Raw genomic sequence first — 14,534 nt, forward strand, 5'->3', positions numbered from 1 at the left:
CCCCCCCCCCCCACCAGGCCCACCGCACCGCCCCCACCACCAACCAACCCCTCAGCGCCACTACCACCAACCCACCCGACCACCCGACCAACCCCCCACCCCGCAGCAGCCCTGAACCAGCCCTGAAACCGGCCAAACCTATACAAATCGCCCCACCATGAACCCGCCCGGGCAGCCCCCACAACCCCAACCCCCCACACCACCCAACCCCAACCCCACCACCCATCAACTTTGACCCCGAAACATAGTTAAACTGTGGTCCACCCACACGGAAGGACACCCCGGGCCTTCCAGCCGTCAACCAGAACGGACCCACCCATGCAACACCCCACCACCACCGACCAACCCACCCCCCTCGGCCGCCGCGAACGCAACAAACTCAAAGTCAAAGAACGTCTCTACGACGCCGCCATCACCCTCTTCGCCGAACAGGGCTACGACGAGACCAGCATCGACGAAATCGCCGAACGCGCCGACGTCGCCCGCGGCACCTTCTTCAACTACTTCCAACGCAAAGAAGACCTCCTCGGCGCCTGGGGTGAGAAACGCCGCCACACCCTCCTCGCTACCCTCACCCACACCACCAACAACCAACAAGACACCCACAACCCCACCCCCACCGACACCGCCGTCAACCAACTCCGCCACTGCATGACCGCACTCGGCCAAATCAACGAAACCCACCAACAAGAAACCAACTCCCTCCTCATGGCCTGGGTCCGCGCCGGCCGACCCCTTCTCGAAGACCCCTACCTCGCCGAACTCTTCGCCCACATCGCCCAGCAGGGCATCACCCACAACGAATTCAAACCCCACTTCACCCCCCACCAAATCGGCCACGCCCTCCGCGACCTCTACCTCGGAACCCTCTACCGCTGGTGCGGCCAACCCCACACCACCCCCGGCCAACTCACCAACGAACTCCACACCACCCTCAACCTCATCCTCCAAGGCATCCTCACCACACCAACCCCCCACCCATAAGCACCCACACGACGGCGGAGACGCGCCCCAACCACCCAGTCGCACAACGCATTCGCCGTCCCGCCAGCCACACAGGATTGTCATGCCCGCCACAATTCGACCGGTAGGGTGGGCCCCGGCGCGTGCGGCGTAAACCCGTTGTGACGTGGTCCGTCCCGGCGCCCAGGGTGGACGGCTCCGGGACGGGAACGGTCACCACGGCATGTGGCTGAACGGGGGGCAGGGATGAAGGGGATCTTGTTCCCCGTCTGGCAGGGACGCCACGACGTGACGATGGCCGAACTGCTGGTTCGGCTCGGCAGCTTCGGCCTCCGGCTGACCTGGCGCGTCGAGGTCGACGAGAGGGTGGATCCTCGCTGCGACGAGCTGGAGCGCTCCCTCGCCGGCCCCGGGCTGGACCCCGTGACCCTGCTGTCGCTGACCACCCGTCCCGCCAGCTGAGCGACGCCGAGGCCCGCGGCTTCGCCGACGGCGTGCCGGTGGTCGCCCTCACCGACGTGTCAGGGCCGCCGACGAACGCGTCCTCGACGACCTTCGGAGCCACTGCCCGGGCGTCGAGGAGCTCTGAGCCGTCCGCTCGGTCCGGGCACGTCCTACTGGCTGTGCACGATCTGGATCAAGTTGCCGCAGGTGTCGTCCAGGACCGCCGTGGTGACCGGGCCCATCTCCCTCGGTTCCTGGGTGAAGTGCACCCCGAGCGTGCGCAGCCGCTCGAACTCCGCGGGAACGTCGTCCACGGCGAAGGAGGCGGCCGGGATTCCGTCCCGGACCAGCGCCGTCCGGAACGGCTGCACCGCCGGGTGGCCGGACGGCTCCAGGAGCAGTTCGGTTCCGTCCGGTTCCTCCGGCGAGACCACCGTGAGCCACCGGTCCGTGCCGCCCAGCGGGACGTCGTGCTTCTTCACGAAGCCCAGCAGATCGGTGTAGAAGCGCAGCGCCTTCTCCTGGTCGTCGACGAAGACGCTGGTGAGGTGGATCTTCATGGCGGTGCTCTCCGGTACGTCGGGCCTGAGCCGTCGCTGGCGATGAGCCCGGGAGTTCCGGTGTTCGGACAGCCGGGGGCCCCACTCGGCCGTCGACGGCACGGGGATCGCGACCAGGCTATGCGGCGTGAGCGCGGCCCGCGCGGCGACGGGACGGATCACCTGGACGGCACTCCACTCGATCGGCGCAGCCGCGGTGCACCCGTCCCGTCCGGCGCCGGCGTTCAGTACCGCAGAGGGTGCGACATCTGATAGGCCAGTCGTTCGTCGGCGCCGTCCCCGATGCGGACGAGGACCTCGTCCAGGTGCATGTACTCCTCCCAGGCGGGCCGCGCGCCGGCCCGTGAGAGCTCGGCCACGACCCGGTCCTCGAGGTCGGAGACGCGCTTGTTCTTCCAGACCTTGTCGGCAAGGCTCACGAGCAGATCCTCGATCCCGACGCCCGGTTCGCTCCAGGAGGCGTGAGTGGCGGCGAAGCGGGCGAGTTCTGCCGGCACGCCGTGTTCGGCGAGAAGCTCTCGCCCGGCCTCTTCGTGCTCCGCGCCGGGGCCGGAGAGCTCGGCGGTGTGGAGGATCTTGCCGATGTCGTGGGTTGCAGCGCCGTAGAGCACGGCCGCGCGGTCGAAGGCCAGCTCCGGATGCTGCCGCTCGACCCAGTCGACGAGTTGCCGCGCGACGTCGTGCACGGCTCGTAGGTGGGCGACGAGACGAGGTGGGGCATCCAGCCGTTGCAGCAGCTCGGCCACCGTCAGGGGCAACGGCCGAAGCGGCGGATCGTGCGTGTCGTCCACGCCGATCGACAGTGCGTTCACGGTTGTCACCGCGTCAGGGTAGCGGCGCGATGTCGGGGAGGGGAGGGTTGGCGGGGCGGTCTTTCGCGGGGCGGTGGTTCGTAGAACGCTACGAGCTGCTGACCGCACCCGAAGGGAGTCCGTGTGAACCCGCCGCTCGTCCTCGACCCTGCCGGCCGTGACCGGGACGCCGAGAGCGCCGTCCTGCACAACAACTCCGCCACCCGCGTCGACGTCCTGGGGGTCCAGGCGTGGGCGGTCGCCGATCCGGCCGTCCTGCAGTCGCTGCTCAAGGATCCGCGCGTCTCCAAGGACGCCCATCGGCACTGGCCGCAGCTGCCCGAGGTGGTCGGCACCTGGCCACTGGCGCTGTGGGTGGCGGTGCGCAGCATGTTCACCGCGTACGGCCCGGACCACCGCCGGCTGCGCCGCCTGGTGAGCGGCGCGTTCACCGCCCGGCGGATCCAGGCGCTGCGGCCGCGGATCGAGCAGATGACCGCCGCCCTGCTGGACGAGCTCGCCACGACCCCCGCCGGGGAGGCCGCCGATCTGCGCGAGCGCCTCGCCTACCCGCTGCCCATCCAGGTGATCAGCCACCTGATGGGGCTGCCCGAGCAGCTGCAGCACCGGTTCCGCAGCAACGTCGACAACGTCTTCGACACCACCCTCACCGTCGAGCAGGCCCACGCCAACACCGAGGCGCTGTACGCGATGCTCGCCGAGCTGATCGCCACCAAGCGCGCCGCGCCGGGCGACGACATGACCTCGCTGCTGATCGCCGCCCGCGACACCGAGGGCGACGGGACCGCCCTGACCGAGCAGGAGCTGCTCGACACGCTCCTGCTGGTCATCTCCGCGGGCTACGAGACCACCGTCAACCTCATCGACAACGCCGTCGCGGCGCTGCTCGCCGACCCCGGCCAGCTCGACCACGTCCGCGCCGGGCGAGCCTCGTGGAGCGACGTCGTCGAGGAGAGCCTGCGGCACAGTGCCCCGGTGGCGCACCTGCCGCTGCGCTACGCCGTCGCCGACATCGAGCTGCCCGGCGGGCCGACCATCCCGCGGGGCGACGCGATCCTCGCCTCGTACGCCGCCGCCGGCCGTCACCCCGGCGTCCACGGCCAGGACGCCGACGTCTTCGACGCCCTGCGCGCGGTCAAGGACCACCTCGCCTTCGGCAACGGAGTGCACTTCTGCCTCGGCGCGCCGCTGGCCCGGATGGAGGCGGAGATCGCGCTGCGGCTGTTCTTCGAGCGCTTCCCCGAGGCCGCCTTCGCGCCCGGCGCCCGGCTGCGGCCGTTGGAGTCGTTGATCTCCAACGGTCACCGGGAACTGCCGGTCAGGCTCGGACCCGACCGGTCGGGCCGCCGCTCGTAGAGCGGGAGGGCCGGCCGACCGGTGTTCAGCCGGTGGACCGTTGACAGCCCGTCACGGTGATCGATGTAATGCCTGTGCCGTGCGGCACACGACGCACACGACGTGCACCACGGCACGCAGGGCACGCAGGGCACACACGGCACATGCACGGCACACCGACCGTTTCGGGCTGTTCCCGGGGGAAGCAGGAAGTCATGGGCGCGCACGGCACGGACCACGACGCCACGGAGACCACGGACACCGCCGACACCACGGGGGAAACGGGGGCGGTCGGACTGAACGCCCGGATGGCCGCGCTGTACGAGCGCGACGAGACCTGCCGTAGTCTGGGCATCGCGCTCGACGCGGTGTCCCCCGGGCGGGCGCGGATGCGCATGACGGTGGGCCCGACCATGGTGAACGGCCACGGCATCGCGCACGGCGGCTTCCTCTTCCTGCTCGCCGACGCGGCGTTCTCCTACGCCTGCAACAGCTACGGCCCGGTGACGGTGGCGCAGGCGGCGCAGGTCACCTTCCTGGCGCCGGCGGCGGTCGGGGACGAGCTGACCGCCGAGGCGGTGGAGCGGGTCCGGTCCGGGCGCAACGGGATCTACGACGTGACGGTGCGGAACTCCGCGGCCAAGGTGGTCGCGGAGTTCCGCGGGCAGAGCGTGATGCTGGCGGGGAAGCCGCACACCGGCTGACCGGCGTCCCGTCCCGCCCCGGGCCACCCGCCGGGTCGCCGATCAGGCCGGCGGACGCTCGTCCACGACCTGCTGGAGCTTGCCGGTGCGCGGGTTGGTGGTGAGCCCGGAGCGCGGCACCCACTCGACGGTGAGGTGGTGGATGGCGCCGGCGGCGACCTCCGCCGGGTAGAGCGGGCGGGCCCGGTACACCGCCTCGACCAGCCGCTCCCCCAGCCCCGGCGGGGGCTCCTCGGTGCAGCCGAGCCGGAGGATCAGGCCGTCCTTCCCGTCCCAACGGCGCTGGACCAGCTGCATGCCCGAGATGGCCTGCTCCGGGTCGTGGGCGACCAGGACGCCGCGGATCTCCTCGGTCGGCATGGCCACGGTGCCGACCCTGGCGCCCTCGACCGACCGGCCGACCAGCCGGAACCGCCGGCACTCTCCGTCGATCCACTCGGCGCGGTCGCCGGTCGGGTAGCGCAGGATCGGCATCAGGGTGCGGAACAGGTTGGTGACGACCACCCGGCCGGCCGTGCCCGGGGCGGTAATCGGCTCGCCGGTGACGTCGTCGACGAGTTCCACCACGGTGCGGTCGGCGAACGCCTCGTGCACCCGGACGTCGTCGCCGGGCACCGGGGCGCCGACCAGGCCGGCGTCGACCGAGGCGTAGCCGATCGAGGCGACGGCCGCCCTGGGGAAGGCCCGGGCGAGGATCGGGCGCAGGTCGGCGAAGAGCAGGTCCCCGCCGAAGAGCAGCAGGTCGACGCGTTCGGCGGCCTTGCCATGCTTGACCAGGTGCTCGGCGACCGAGCTGAGCTTCATCGGCTCGCCGGCCAGTACGTCGACGCCGAAGTCCTCGATCAGGGCGGCCACGTAGGCGTCGGGGGCGGCGGCGACCGGCAGCCGGACGTTGTCGACGGGCGCGTGGTGCAGGGCGTTCTCGATGTAGAGGAAGCCGCCGTACAGCTCGCCGGCGCAGAAGAGGTTGGCCACCCGGTGACCGGGGCGCAGGCCGGCCCGGACGAGGCCGGCGCCGAAGGCGGTCACCGAGTCGGCGTGTTCGGTGCGGGTCCAGGGGGAGAACTTGGGGACGCCGGTGGTGCCGCCGGTCTTGTAGACGCCGGCGTCCGTCAGCGGGCCGGTGAGCAGCCGGTTGTCCGGCCAGGAGTTGGCGGCCCAGAAGGCGGTCTGCTCGATGACGGGGAGCTGGTGGAGGTGCTCGACGCGGGCGGGAAGGTCACGGTAGAGCTCTGCGTAGAAGGGCGAGTGGCGCCGGGCGAAGTCGACCAGCTCGGGCAGCGGTTTGGCGGGCACGGGACTCTCCTCGGTAGGACGGCCGGACTCGGAGCGGCGGGACTCGGGGCGGCGGGGGACTCGGGACGACCGGACTCGGGACGACCGGGTTGGGAGCGGCGGGACTCGGAGCGGCGGGATTCGGCGGGGCCGGCCGCTTTCGGGTGTCGCTCCGACGAGGTCAGCCGGGGTCGGGGCGGCCGATCCAGGTACGGGCGAGGGTCTGGACGGCGGCGCCGTCCGGGTCGGCGAGCTTCTGTTCCAGGTACTCGGCGGCCCAGTCGTTGGTGGGCACGCGGAAGGCGGGCCGTTCGGCGCGCAGGGTGCGGACCACCACCTCGGCGACCTCGCGGGCCGGCTGTCCGGCCGCCTCCCAGCCCTGGCCGCCGACCCAGGCGAGGTAGTCGGCGAAGGTGGGAGCGTAGGGGCCGGAGGCGGCCTCGATGGTCCTGCGGTTGATGTCGGGGAAGACGCCGAACTCGGTGTCCGGCACGAACCCCGGGACGACGACCGATACCCGCACGCCGTGCGCCGCGGCGACCGGGGCGAGGCTCTCCATGAAGCCCTCGACGGCGAACTTGGCCGCGCAGTAGGCCTCGTTGAAGGGCTGGCCGACGACGCCGTGGACGCTGCCGATGGTCACCAGCCGGCCGCCGCAGGCGCGCAGCAGCGGCAGGGCGGCGCGGCTGACGGCGATGACGCCGAAGAAGTTCACCTCCAGGTTGGCCCGCAGCGCGTCCATCGTGGACATCTCCAGGGTCGGGTCGAAGTTGGAGACGCCGGCATTGTTGACCACCGCGTCGAGGCGTCCGTGGGTCTCGGCGACGCCGTCGACGCACGCGGCCACGGAGGCGGGTTCGGTGACGTCGAGCGGGCGGATGTCGAGGGTGACGCCGGCCCGGGCCGCGGCCTCGGTGAGCGCCCCGGCACGGGCCGGGTCGCGCAGGGTGGCGACGGTCGTGAAGCCGGCGCGGGCGGCGGCGACGGCGGTGGCCAGGCCGATGCCGGAGGAGGTGCCGGTGATCAGAACGACCCGGCCGCGCGCGGCGCCGTCGGCGCCGTCCCGGTCGGCCCTCACGTCGTCGTCCCCGCCGGCGCCGACGACGCCCTCCCCACCGGCCCTCACGGCGCTGTCTCCGTGAGCTCGGGCTGCGGGTCGGCGGGCTGCTTCCGTTCCCGCTCGGCGGCGTCGAGGCGGGACTGGATGCCGAGCGCGGGCAGGAAGGAGCAGGCGGCGAGCAGGGTGCCGCCGACCATGGTCCAGCGGGCGGCGTCCAGGACGCCCAGGGGCCCGGTGAGGGCCGAGACGGCGAGCCCGCCGAGCAGGGCGGCGAGCGGGATCACGCCCCAGGTGACGGTGCGGAAGGCGGCGTGCATCACGCCCTGGTGCTCGGCCGACATCCGGGACTGCCGGGTGGGCGCGCTGCAGACGTTGATGCAGGACATGAAGAACCCGTAGCAGCCCATCGTCACGGCGATGACGGGCCCGGCCGGCAGCGTGGGCGCGGCCAGCACGCCGAGGCCGACCAGGCAGTGCAGCAGCAGGGCCCACGCGAGCGTGCGGCCCAGTCCGAACCGTGCGCTGATCCGCGGGGCGACGACGGCACCGGCGAGGGCGCCCACCGCGCCGACGGACATCGCCGCGCCGAAGACGCCGACCGGGACGTCCAGGCCGCGGTAGGCGAGGACGGGCAGCACGGTCACGAAGACCGGCCCGCCGCAGTTGAGGGTGACGGCCGCCAGCACCACGCGGCGCAGCACCGGGTCGGCCCAGTTCATCCGGAAGCCCGCGGTCAGCCGGTCCCGGACGGTTCCCTCGACGACCGCGCGCTCGCCCCACGGGCTCATGTGGCGGAAGCAGGCCGCGGAGACCAGGTAGCTGGCGGCGTCCACCAGCAGGGCGGCCACGCCGAGCGCGCCGTAGAGGGCGGCGGCGATGGAGGGGCCGGCGACCTCCGCGACCGAGCCGCTGCCCTCCAGCCGGGAGTAGGCGCGGACCATCTGGTCCTCCTCCACCACGGCCGGCACGGCGATCAGGTAGCCGATGTTGAAGAAGATGGTCGCCCCGCTGATCACGGCGACGCAGCAGAACAGCAGCGGGGTGGAGAGGACGTCCAGCCAGTGGGCGACCGGGATCACGGCGACGGCGGCCAGCCGGATCAGGTCGCAGGTGAGCATGGTCCGGCGCTTGTTCCAGCGGTCGACGAGGACGCCGGCCACCGGCCCGAGCAGGGGGATGCCGAGGTACTGGGCCATCGCCACGATGCCGACCTGGAGGGCGGAGGCGTGCAGGACGAAGATCATCAGGGTGGGGACGACGAAGACGGTGACCCGGTCGCCGACCACGCTGACCGTCTGTCCGGCCCAGAACAGGTTGAATCCGCGCCCCAGGTCGGCGGGGCGCCGGGCCTTCACGCGTCCTCCTGGTCGGCCGGGCGGACCACGAAGCCGGCGGTCTTGCCGGTGCGGTCGTTGCTGACCAGTTCCTCGACCGCGCGGACCCGGAAGTTCTCCGGGTCGTGCTGGAAGGCGGTGCTGAGGGTGAAGGTGGCGGAGAGGAGTTCGGTGCGTAGCCGGGCGGTGTCGACGGCGGCGTCACCGGCGGTGCCCGGTCCGGCACTGCCGTGGGTGAGCAGCAGGACGTCGACTCCGGTCGCCCGGCCGCCGTGCTCGGTGATCACGACCTGGGCCCGGGAGACGCCGGGCTCCTGCTCGGCCCGGGCGACCAACTCGTCCACGTGCAGGCCGAGGCCGCGCACCTGGACGACGCTGTCGCGCCGGCCCAGGACGCGCATCGCCCGGCCCGGTCGTCCGCACGGGCAGGTGGTCAACTCACCGGCGTCGCCGGTCCGGTAGCGCAGGACGGGGTTGAGCATCTCGGGGTTGAGGGTGGTGAAGTCCAGCAGCCCGTCCGGGCCGACGTGGACCAGCTGTTCGGGCAGCGGGTGGAAGGTGTCCGCCGGGCAGTCGGGGGTGTTGGTGCCGACCACCCACGTCTCGGTGGAGCCGAACATGCCCCAGCGGCGGGCCTGCGGCGAGACGGCCGCGATGTCCTCGGCGAGCTGCGGCTGCCAGGCCTCGCCGAGCCAGATCACCTTGCGCAGGGCGGGCAGCTTCAGGCCGGCGGCGCGGGCGTGCGAGAACCAGAGCCGCAGCACGCTGGGCGTTCCGCCGATCGCGGTGGCCCGCTGGTCGGCGAGGAAGCCCAGCCAGTCGCCGTACTCCTCCCGGGTGACCGAGCCGAGTGCGATCACCCGGCAGCCGGCGAGGTCGGCGAGCGCGGCGGCGAGGAAGTGCGCCCCCCACATCCGGCCGGCGCCCCAGGCGTTGACGAAGGTGTCGTCGCGGTCGAGCGGCTGCCAGTGGGCGTGCACGCCGGCCATGTAGAAGCCGGTGGGCGCGTAGCCGATCTTGGGGGCGCCGGTGGAGCCGCCGCTCTGGAACAGCCAGGTGGCGCCGGTTCCGGCGCGCGGCTCCAGGTGGGCCAGGGCGACGTTGAGGTCGTCCTTGACCAGCGGAGGAAGGGCGGCCAGCTCGTCGAGGGTGGTGAGGCCGGCCGGCCGGCCGGCGTAGCGCGGGGCGAGCGCGGGCACCGTCCGCAGCAGGCCGAGCGCGCGGGCGGCGACGGCCAGGTGCGGCTCGACGGCCTCGGGCGGGAGGGAGAACGCGTCGGTCATCGCGGGTCCGTCCGTGGGGTGGTGGCGGTCTGGTCGGCGAGCCACTTGGCGTGGCCGTCGCGGTAGGCGGTGAACCGGGCGCGGGTGATGTCCCGCTGGAGGGTCCGGTCGGGATCGGACCAGTCGGGGGCGATCACGCCGTCCGGCTCCAGCTCCGAGAACCAGTACCGCTCGCCGTCGTGGAGGAAGTCGACGCAGAAGAACGGGATGCCCAGCTTCTCGGCGAAGTAGCTGGTGGCCTCGGCCAGTTCGGGCGGCACCGGCGGGAACTCCATCGCCCCGCCGCGGCTGGCGTTGGCGACCGGCGAACCGGGTTCGGGGATCCGCTTCATCACCGCGTAGGGCCGGCCGTCGACGACGTAGACCCGGTAGTCGACGGTGCCGTCACCGAGGTAGGGCTGGACGACGAGCGTGGTGTCGCCACCCTGGGCGAGGCTGGCCAGGCCGCGGATGTCCTCCGGTCCGCGGGCCAGGTTGATCCCGCCGCCTCCGCACCAGCCGGAGGGCTTGACGATGGCCGGGTAGGTGAGGTTGCCCAGCGCCACCTCGTACCGGTGCTTGCTGATGTCGCGCCCGGTGCCGATCCGCACCGTCGGGATCGGCGGCACCGGGGAGTCGGCCAGGTGCAGTACGGTGGCGAGCTTGTCGTTGCCGATGAGGGAGATGTGCGGCGGGAACGGCAGGTAAAAGCCGGCCTGGTCGAGCACGGCGTAGAGCGCGTACTGGTTGAAGACGTCCATCGCCTGGTAGGGCAGCGAGTAGAGCGCGGTGATGAAGAGGGTGTCCTGCGGGGTCACCGGCTCCTCGTCCACGTAGACCACCGGCCGGGCCGGGTCGGTGGCGTCCACGGTGACCGCGTCGGGTGCGTGCCGGCACCAGGTGAGGCCCAACTCCTCGGCCGTCTCCGCGTAGAGGTCCCAGAAGAAGTGGTGCCAGGTGGCGGTCATCCGGGTGGACTCGCGGTCGGGGAAGATCCAGCACATCCGGCGCAGCGGGCCGGGGTCGTGGGCGGGGCTAGTGGGGCTCACCGGGCTCCTTCCGGGGTGGTCTGCGGGGTCGGGGCGGGCCGTGGGGCCGGGACGGCCGGCGAGGTGGAGGCCGGCGGGGCCGGCAGTACAGGCAGGGCTGGCGGGGCCGGCAACGGAGCGGCCAGGAGCGCGGGAAGCCCCCGCCGTCCGGGCCGCCCCGGCCGCGTGCCCTGCCCTTCCCGTGCGGCCTGCCCTTCCCGTGCGGCCGGCTCGGACCGTGCGGCCTGCTCGGCCCACCAGCGGCGGCCGGCCTCCGGAAGGGTGTCGACCGGGTCGTAGTACGGGTGGCGCCGCTCCAGCGGCGTCCCGCCGGCGGCACGGACCTCCAGTTCGGTGCGGTAGTTCTTGGTCCAGTACGAGATGCCGCGCTCGCGGTCGTACCCGACCACCTGGTGCACCCAGCGCTTGCCGAGGTTCGGCACGTCGCAGACCAGCCGCGGGGTGGCGTAGCCGGGCAGGTAGCCCATGATCGCCTCCTGGAGCCGCTGTGCCTCGTGCACGCTGGTGCGCCAGTGCTCGGCGTTGGGGATCATGTCGCAGAGGTAGAAGTAGTAGGGCAGGATGTTCGCCTCCCCCTGGAGGGCGAAGCAGAGGTCGAGCAGGTCCTCGGGGGTGGCGTTGACACCGCGCATCAGCACGCCCTGGTTGCGGACGTCCCGCACCCCCGCGTCCAGCAGCGCCCGGGCCGCCTCGGCGACCAGTGGGGTCACCGACCGGACGTGATTGGCGTGGGTGTGCACCGCGAGGTTGACGGACCGTCGGGCGGCCACCCCGGCCACCCGGTGGACGCCTTCGAGGACCTCCGGCTGCAGCCAGTGCTGCGGCAGACCGACCACCGACTTGCTGGCCAGCCGGATGTCCCGGACGGTCTCCAGCTCCAGCAGCCGCATCAGGAACGACTCCAGTTGCGGCCAGGGCACGTTGGCGAGGTCACCGCCGGAGACGACCACGTCGCGCACGGTCGGCGTCCGCTTGAGGTAGTCGAGCATCAGCTCCTGCCGGTGGAACGGCCGCAGCACCAGCCTGGTCTTGGTGACCTGCGGCGTGGACGTGCCGACCAGGTCCATCCGGGTGCAGTGGCCGCAGTACTGGGGGCAGGTGGAGACCAGCTCCGCCAGCACCTTGGTCGGGTAGCGGTGGGTCAGCCCCTCCACCACCCACATCTGCGCCTCGTGCAGCGAGTCGCGCTCGGCCTTGGGGTGGCTGGGCCACCGCGGGTGCCGGTCGGCGTGCACCGGCAGCATGTAGCGGCGGACCGGGTCGGCCAGGAAGGCCGCGGTGAAGGCGTGCCGCTCGGCCGCGGCGTCGGCGGCCATGGTGTTCAGCATCTGCGGCGGCAGCAGCATCGACATGGTGGCGAACTGGGCCTGATCCGACGCCAGTTGGTCGTAGAAGTCGCCGGTCAGCAGGTCACCGAAGACGGCCTGCAGCTGGCGGGCGTTCTTGACGCAGTGCGCCCGCTGCCACTGGGCGTCGCGCCACTGGGCGTCGGTCACGTCGCGCCAACCCGGCAGCCGGCGCCAGTCCGGCTCCACCAGCGCGGTCCGGACGTACTGGTACGGCTGCCGCGGCCGGGCGGCGCCCACCGACGCTTCGGTGCGCGACGCTTCGGTGCGCGGCGGTTCGGTGCGCGGCGGTTCGGCGCGCGGCGGTTCGGCGCGCTCGGATTCCGGGCGCGGGTTCTCCGGGCGCGGGTTCTCCGGGTGCCCGGGGTCGGGGCGGTCCATCCGAGCGCTACTGGGTGGCGAAGAGGGTCGCGAAGCGGGTGCGCAGTTCGCGCTTGAGCACCTTGCCGGTGGGCCCGAGCGGGAACTCCTCCGCCGTGCGGGCGATCCGGACGGCGGCCAGCGTGGCCAGTCCGGCGCCGGCCAGCGCCTTGTTCGCCGCCTCCAGGACGTCCTCCGCCCGCACATCGGCGGCCTCCGCCGCCGACTGCAACTGGACTACTGCGATGGGCCGTTGGGCCTCGCCCGCGGCGCCTGGGACGCCGATCACCGAGCAGTCCCGCACCAGTTCGGCGCAGTCCGCGAGCAGCACCTCCTCGATCGGCAGGCTGTAGACCGGGCCGGCCGCGGTGTCGATGACGTCCACCGTGCGGTCCAGGTGGTAGAACCGGCCCTCGGCGTCGCGCCGGGCGACGTCCCCGGTCAGCCAGTAGCCGGCCAGCTCGAAGCTGCTGGTGAGTCGGGCGTTGTTCCAGTATCCCGGCGTCCGCGAGGGCGTGTCCACCGCGAGCAGCCCGACCGTGCCGTCCGGGACCTCCGCGCCGTCCTGGTCGAGCACGGCCGCCCGGCGGACCACCTCCAGCGGCTTGCCGACGCAGCGGTCGTCCCGCGCGCTCTCCGGCGTGGTCACCTGGCCGAACAGGCCCATGCCCATCTCCGAGGAACCCAGTCCGTCGATGAACTGCGAGCCGGGCAGGGCGGGTTGCTCGGCCTTCTCACGCGGCAGCAGCCAGGGCCGGATCAGCCCGGCCGGCCGCTCCCCCAGCTGGACCAGCCGACGGATGTGCCCGTAGTGCGCACTGTCACCGGTGTTGAACCACGAGTGCACCTTGGCCGCCCCCCGCACCGGCAGCTCCCCGGTGGCGAGTTCGACGAAGGTGCGCGGGAAGGACGCCACCATGGTCGGCTGGAACGCCTCCATCACCGGCTCCACGACCGAGCGCCGCCAGTCGGCCATCACCACCGTCGGCAGGCCGAGCAGGGTCGCGGTGAGGAAGTAGCTCAGGCCGCCCGCGTGGGTGTGCGGCATCAGCGACATCAGCCGGTCGTACGACTCGGCCGGGAAGCGCACCATGCGCGGCTGCTTGCCGTCCCAGAACTGTCGGTGCGCCAGCATCGTCGACTTGGGCGTGCCGGTGGTGCCGGAGGAGTGGATCAGCGCGACGACGTCGTCCGCCGCGTGCCGGTACGGGTACGCCGCGGGCAGTCCGCCGGAGGCGTCCGCGTCGAAGGCCTGCACCTCGGCGGCGAGCGCGAGGAAGCGCGGCCGGCGCTGCGGGTCCTGGCGGTAGGCGGCGGCCAGACGGGTGGTGTCGTCGGCGACCACGCCGACCACGCCCACGTGGTTGAGGTAGCGCACCATCACGTCGTGCCGCATCGCGTCGTTGACCAGCGCCGGGACAGCACCCAGCGCGGTCAGCGCGAGGAAGTGCAGCAACGGCTCCAGGCCCTCGCCGATCACCACGGCCACGGGCTCGCCCGGGCGCACGCCGTTGGCGTGGTACCAGGCGGCGTACCGGTCGCGCAGCGCGGCGAGGTCGAGCAGGCTGTGGCCGCGCAGCACGACGGCGCCGCGGTGGTCGGTGTGGTGACTGTAGGCGTACGGGACCGCGCGGTTAGGGTTCACGGCGATGGCGTGGTCGAGGAAGTTTCCGGCGCCGAGGTCGGGCTCGGTCATCAGCCGCTCGCGGGCGGCGAGGGGCGCGACGGGACTCTGGGGGGAAGGCTGGTCGCTCATCGGGGTCTCGCAATCGTGAAGGTGTGGCCCGCCGCCGGCTCCGGTGGAGCGGACGGCCGGCCGGGCTCGACGGACGGACTCAACGGGGCTTGCTGGGCGGAGACTCGGCGGGGCGGAGACTCGGCGGGGCGATCCGGTGCCGACCGGTGCCCGGCCCGCCCACCGGTGCGGCACGCACGGTGATCCTCGCGTGGTGGTACGGATGCGGTGGTCCCGCGGGTGGTGCTGGGCGGTGCAGTGATCCCGCATGTGGTGTTGCAGGTGGGCTTTCGCG

General features: G+C 72.6%; 13 protein-coding genes. 4 read left to right on the forward strand and 9 right to left on the reverse strand.

All coding sequences use genetic code 11. From position 1 onward, the window contains the following. The first annotated feature begins 318 nt into the window (after positions 1-318). Together MCM47_RS31730 and MCM47_RS31735 are read left to right on the forward strand one after the other, a co-directional pair. The gene (locus MCM47_RS31730) at positions 319-984 is read left to right on the forward strand and encodes a TetR/AcrR family transcriptional regulator (RefSeq protein ID WP_238865457.1); all 666 of its coding nucleotides are present in this window, start codon (positions 319-321) and stop codon (positions 982-984) included. 225 nt (positions 985-1,209) lie between these two features. Then, positions 1,210-1,425 (forward strand): hypothetical protein, encoded by a 216-nt coding sequence (locus MCM47_RS31735; RefSeq protein ID WP_238865458.1) that lies wholly within the window; start codon positions 1,210-1,212, stop codon positions 1,423-1,425. Between the two features lie 152 nt (positions 1,426-1,577). On the opposite strand, the gene MCM47_RS31740 is transcribed toward MCM47_RS31735, so the two are convergent. Then, positions 1,578-1,967, reverse strand: coding sequence for a VOC family protein (locus MCM47_RS31740; protein WP_238865460.1), 390 nt, complete (start codon positions 1,965-1,967; stop codon positions 1,578-1,580). Positions 1,968-2,191: 224 nt separating this feature from the next. Further along, complete coding sequence (locus tag MCM47_RS31745) at positions 2,192-2,788, reverse strand: HD domain-containing protein (protein WP_374209242.1); 597 nt, start codon at positions 2,786-2,788, stop codon at positions 2,192-2,194. A gap of 114 nt (positions 2,789-2,902) precedes the next feature. Here MCM47_RS31745 and MCM47_RS31750 point away from each other — a divergent pair, with 114 nt between their 5' ends. Further along, entirely contained in the window at positions 2,903-4,135 is a 1,233-nt protein-coding gene (locus MCM47_RS31750) for a cytochrome P450 (protein WP_238865462.1), read from the forward strand. A 194-nt stretch (positions 4,136-4,329) separates the two neighbouring features. Further along, positions 4,330-4,818 carry a hydroxyphenylacetyl-CoA thioesterase PaaI gene (gene paaI, locus MCM47_RS31755; protein WP_374209243.1) on the forward strand — a complete coding sequence of 163 codons (489 nt, stop codon included), beginning with the start codon at positions 4,330-4,332 and terminating at the stop codon, positions 4,816-4,818. 42 nt (positions 4,819-4,860) lie between these two features. Here paaI and MCM47_RS31760 read toward each other — a convergent pair whose 3' ends face one another. The 7 genes from MCM47_RS31760 to MCM47_RS31790 form a co-directional block, all read right to left on the reverse strand. Continuing rightward, positions 4,861-6,114, reverse strand: a complete 1,254-nt coding sequence (locus MCM47_RS31760; protein ID WP_238865464.1) for a phenylacetate--CoA ligase family protein — start codon at positions 6,112-6,114, stop codon at positions 4,861-4,863. Positions 6,115-6,274: 160 nt separating this feature from the next. Continuing rightward, on the reverse strand, positions 6,275-7,219 hold the full coding sequence (locus tag MCM47_RS31765) for an SDR family NAD(P)-dependent oxidoreductase (RefSeq protein ID WP_308222531.1): 945 nt from the start codon (positions 7,217-7,219) through the stop codon (positions 6,275-6,277). Further along, on the reverse strand, positions 7,216-8,508 hold the full coding sequence (locus MCM47_RS31770; protein WP_238865466.1) for an MFS transporter: 1,293 nt from the start codon (positions 8,506-8,508) through the stop codon (positions 7,216-7,218). The genes MCM47_RS31765 and MCM47_RS31770 overlap by 4 nt, the downstream gene beginning before the upstream one ends. Continuing rightward, the gene (locus MCM47_RS31775) at positions 8,505-9,770 is read right to left on the reverse strand and encodes an AMP-binding protein (RefSeq protein WP_238865468.1); all 1,266 of its coding nucleotides are present in this window, start codon (positions 9,768-9,770) and stop codon (positions 8,505-8,507) included. The genes MCM47_RS31770 and MCM47_RS31775 overlap by 4 nt, the downstream gene beginning before the upstream one ends. Next, positions 9,767-10,798, reverse strand: a complete 1,032-nt coding sequence (locus tag MCM47_RS31780; RefSeq protein ID WP_238865470.1) for a RimK family alpha-L-glutamate ligase — start codon at positions 10,796-10,798, stop codon at positions 9,767-9,769. Before MCM47_RS31780 ends, MCM47_RS31775 begins: the two co-directional genes overlap by 4 nt. Then, entirely contained in the window at positions 10,795-12,525 is a 1,731-nt protein-coding gene (locus MCM47_RS31785) for a KamA family radical SAM protein (RefSeq protein ID WP_238865472.1), read from the reverse strand. The genes MCM47_RS31780 and MCM47_RS31785 overlap by 4 nt, the downstream gene beginning before the upstream one ends. Positions 12,526-12,532: 7 nt before the next feature. After that, entirely contained in the window at positions 12,533-14,260 is a 1,728-nt protein-coding gene (locus MCM47_RS31790) for a class I adenylate-forming enzyme family protein (protein WP_238865473.1), read from the reverse strand. Between the last annotated feature and the right edge of the window lie 274 nt (positions 14,261-14,534).

It is taken from the genome of Kitasatospora sp. A2-31 (assembly GCF_022288725.1).
Classification (GTDB): Bacteria; Actinomycetota; Actinomycetes; order Streptomycetales; family Streptomycetaceae; genus Kitasatospora.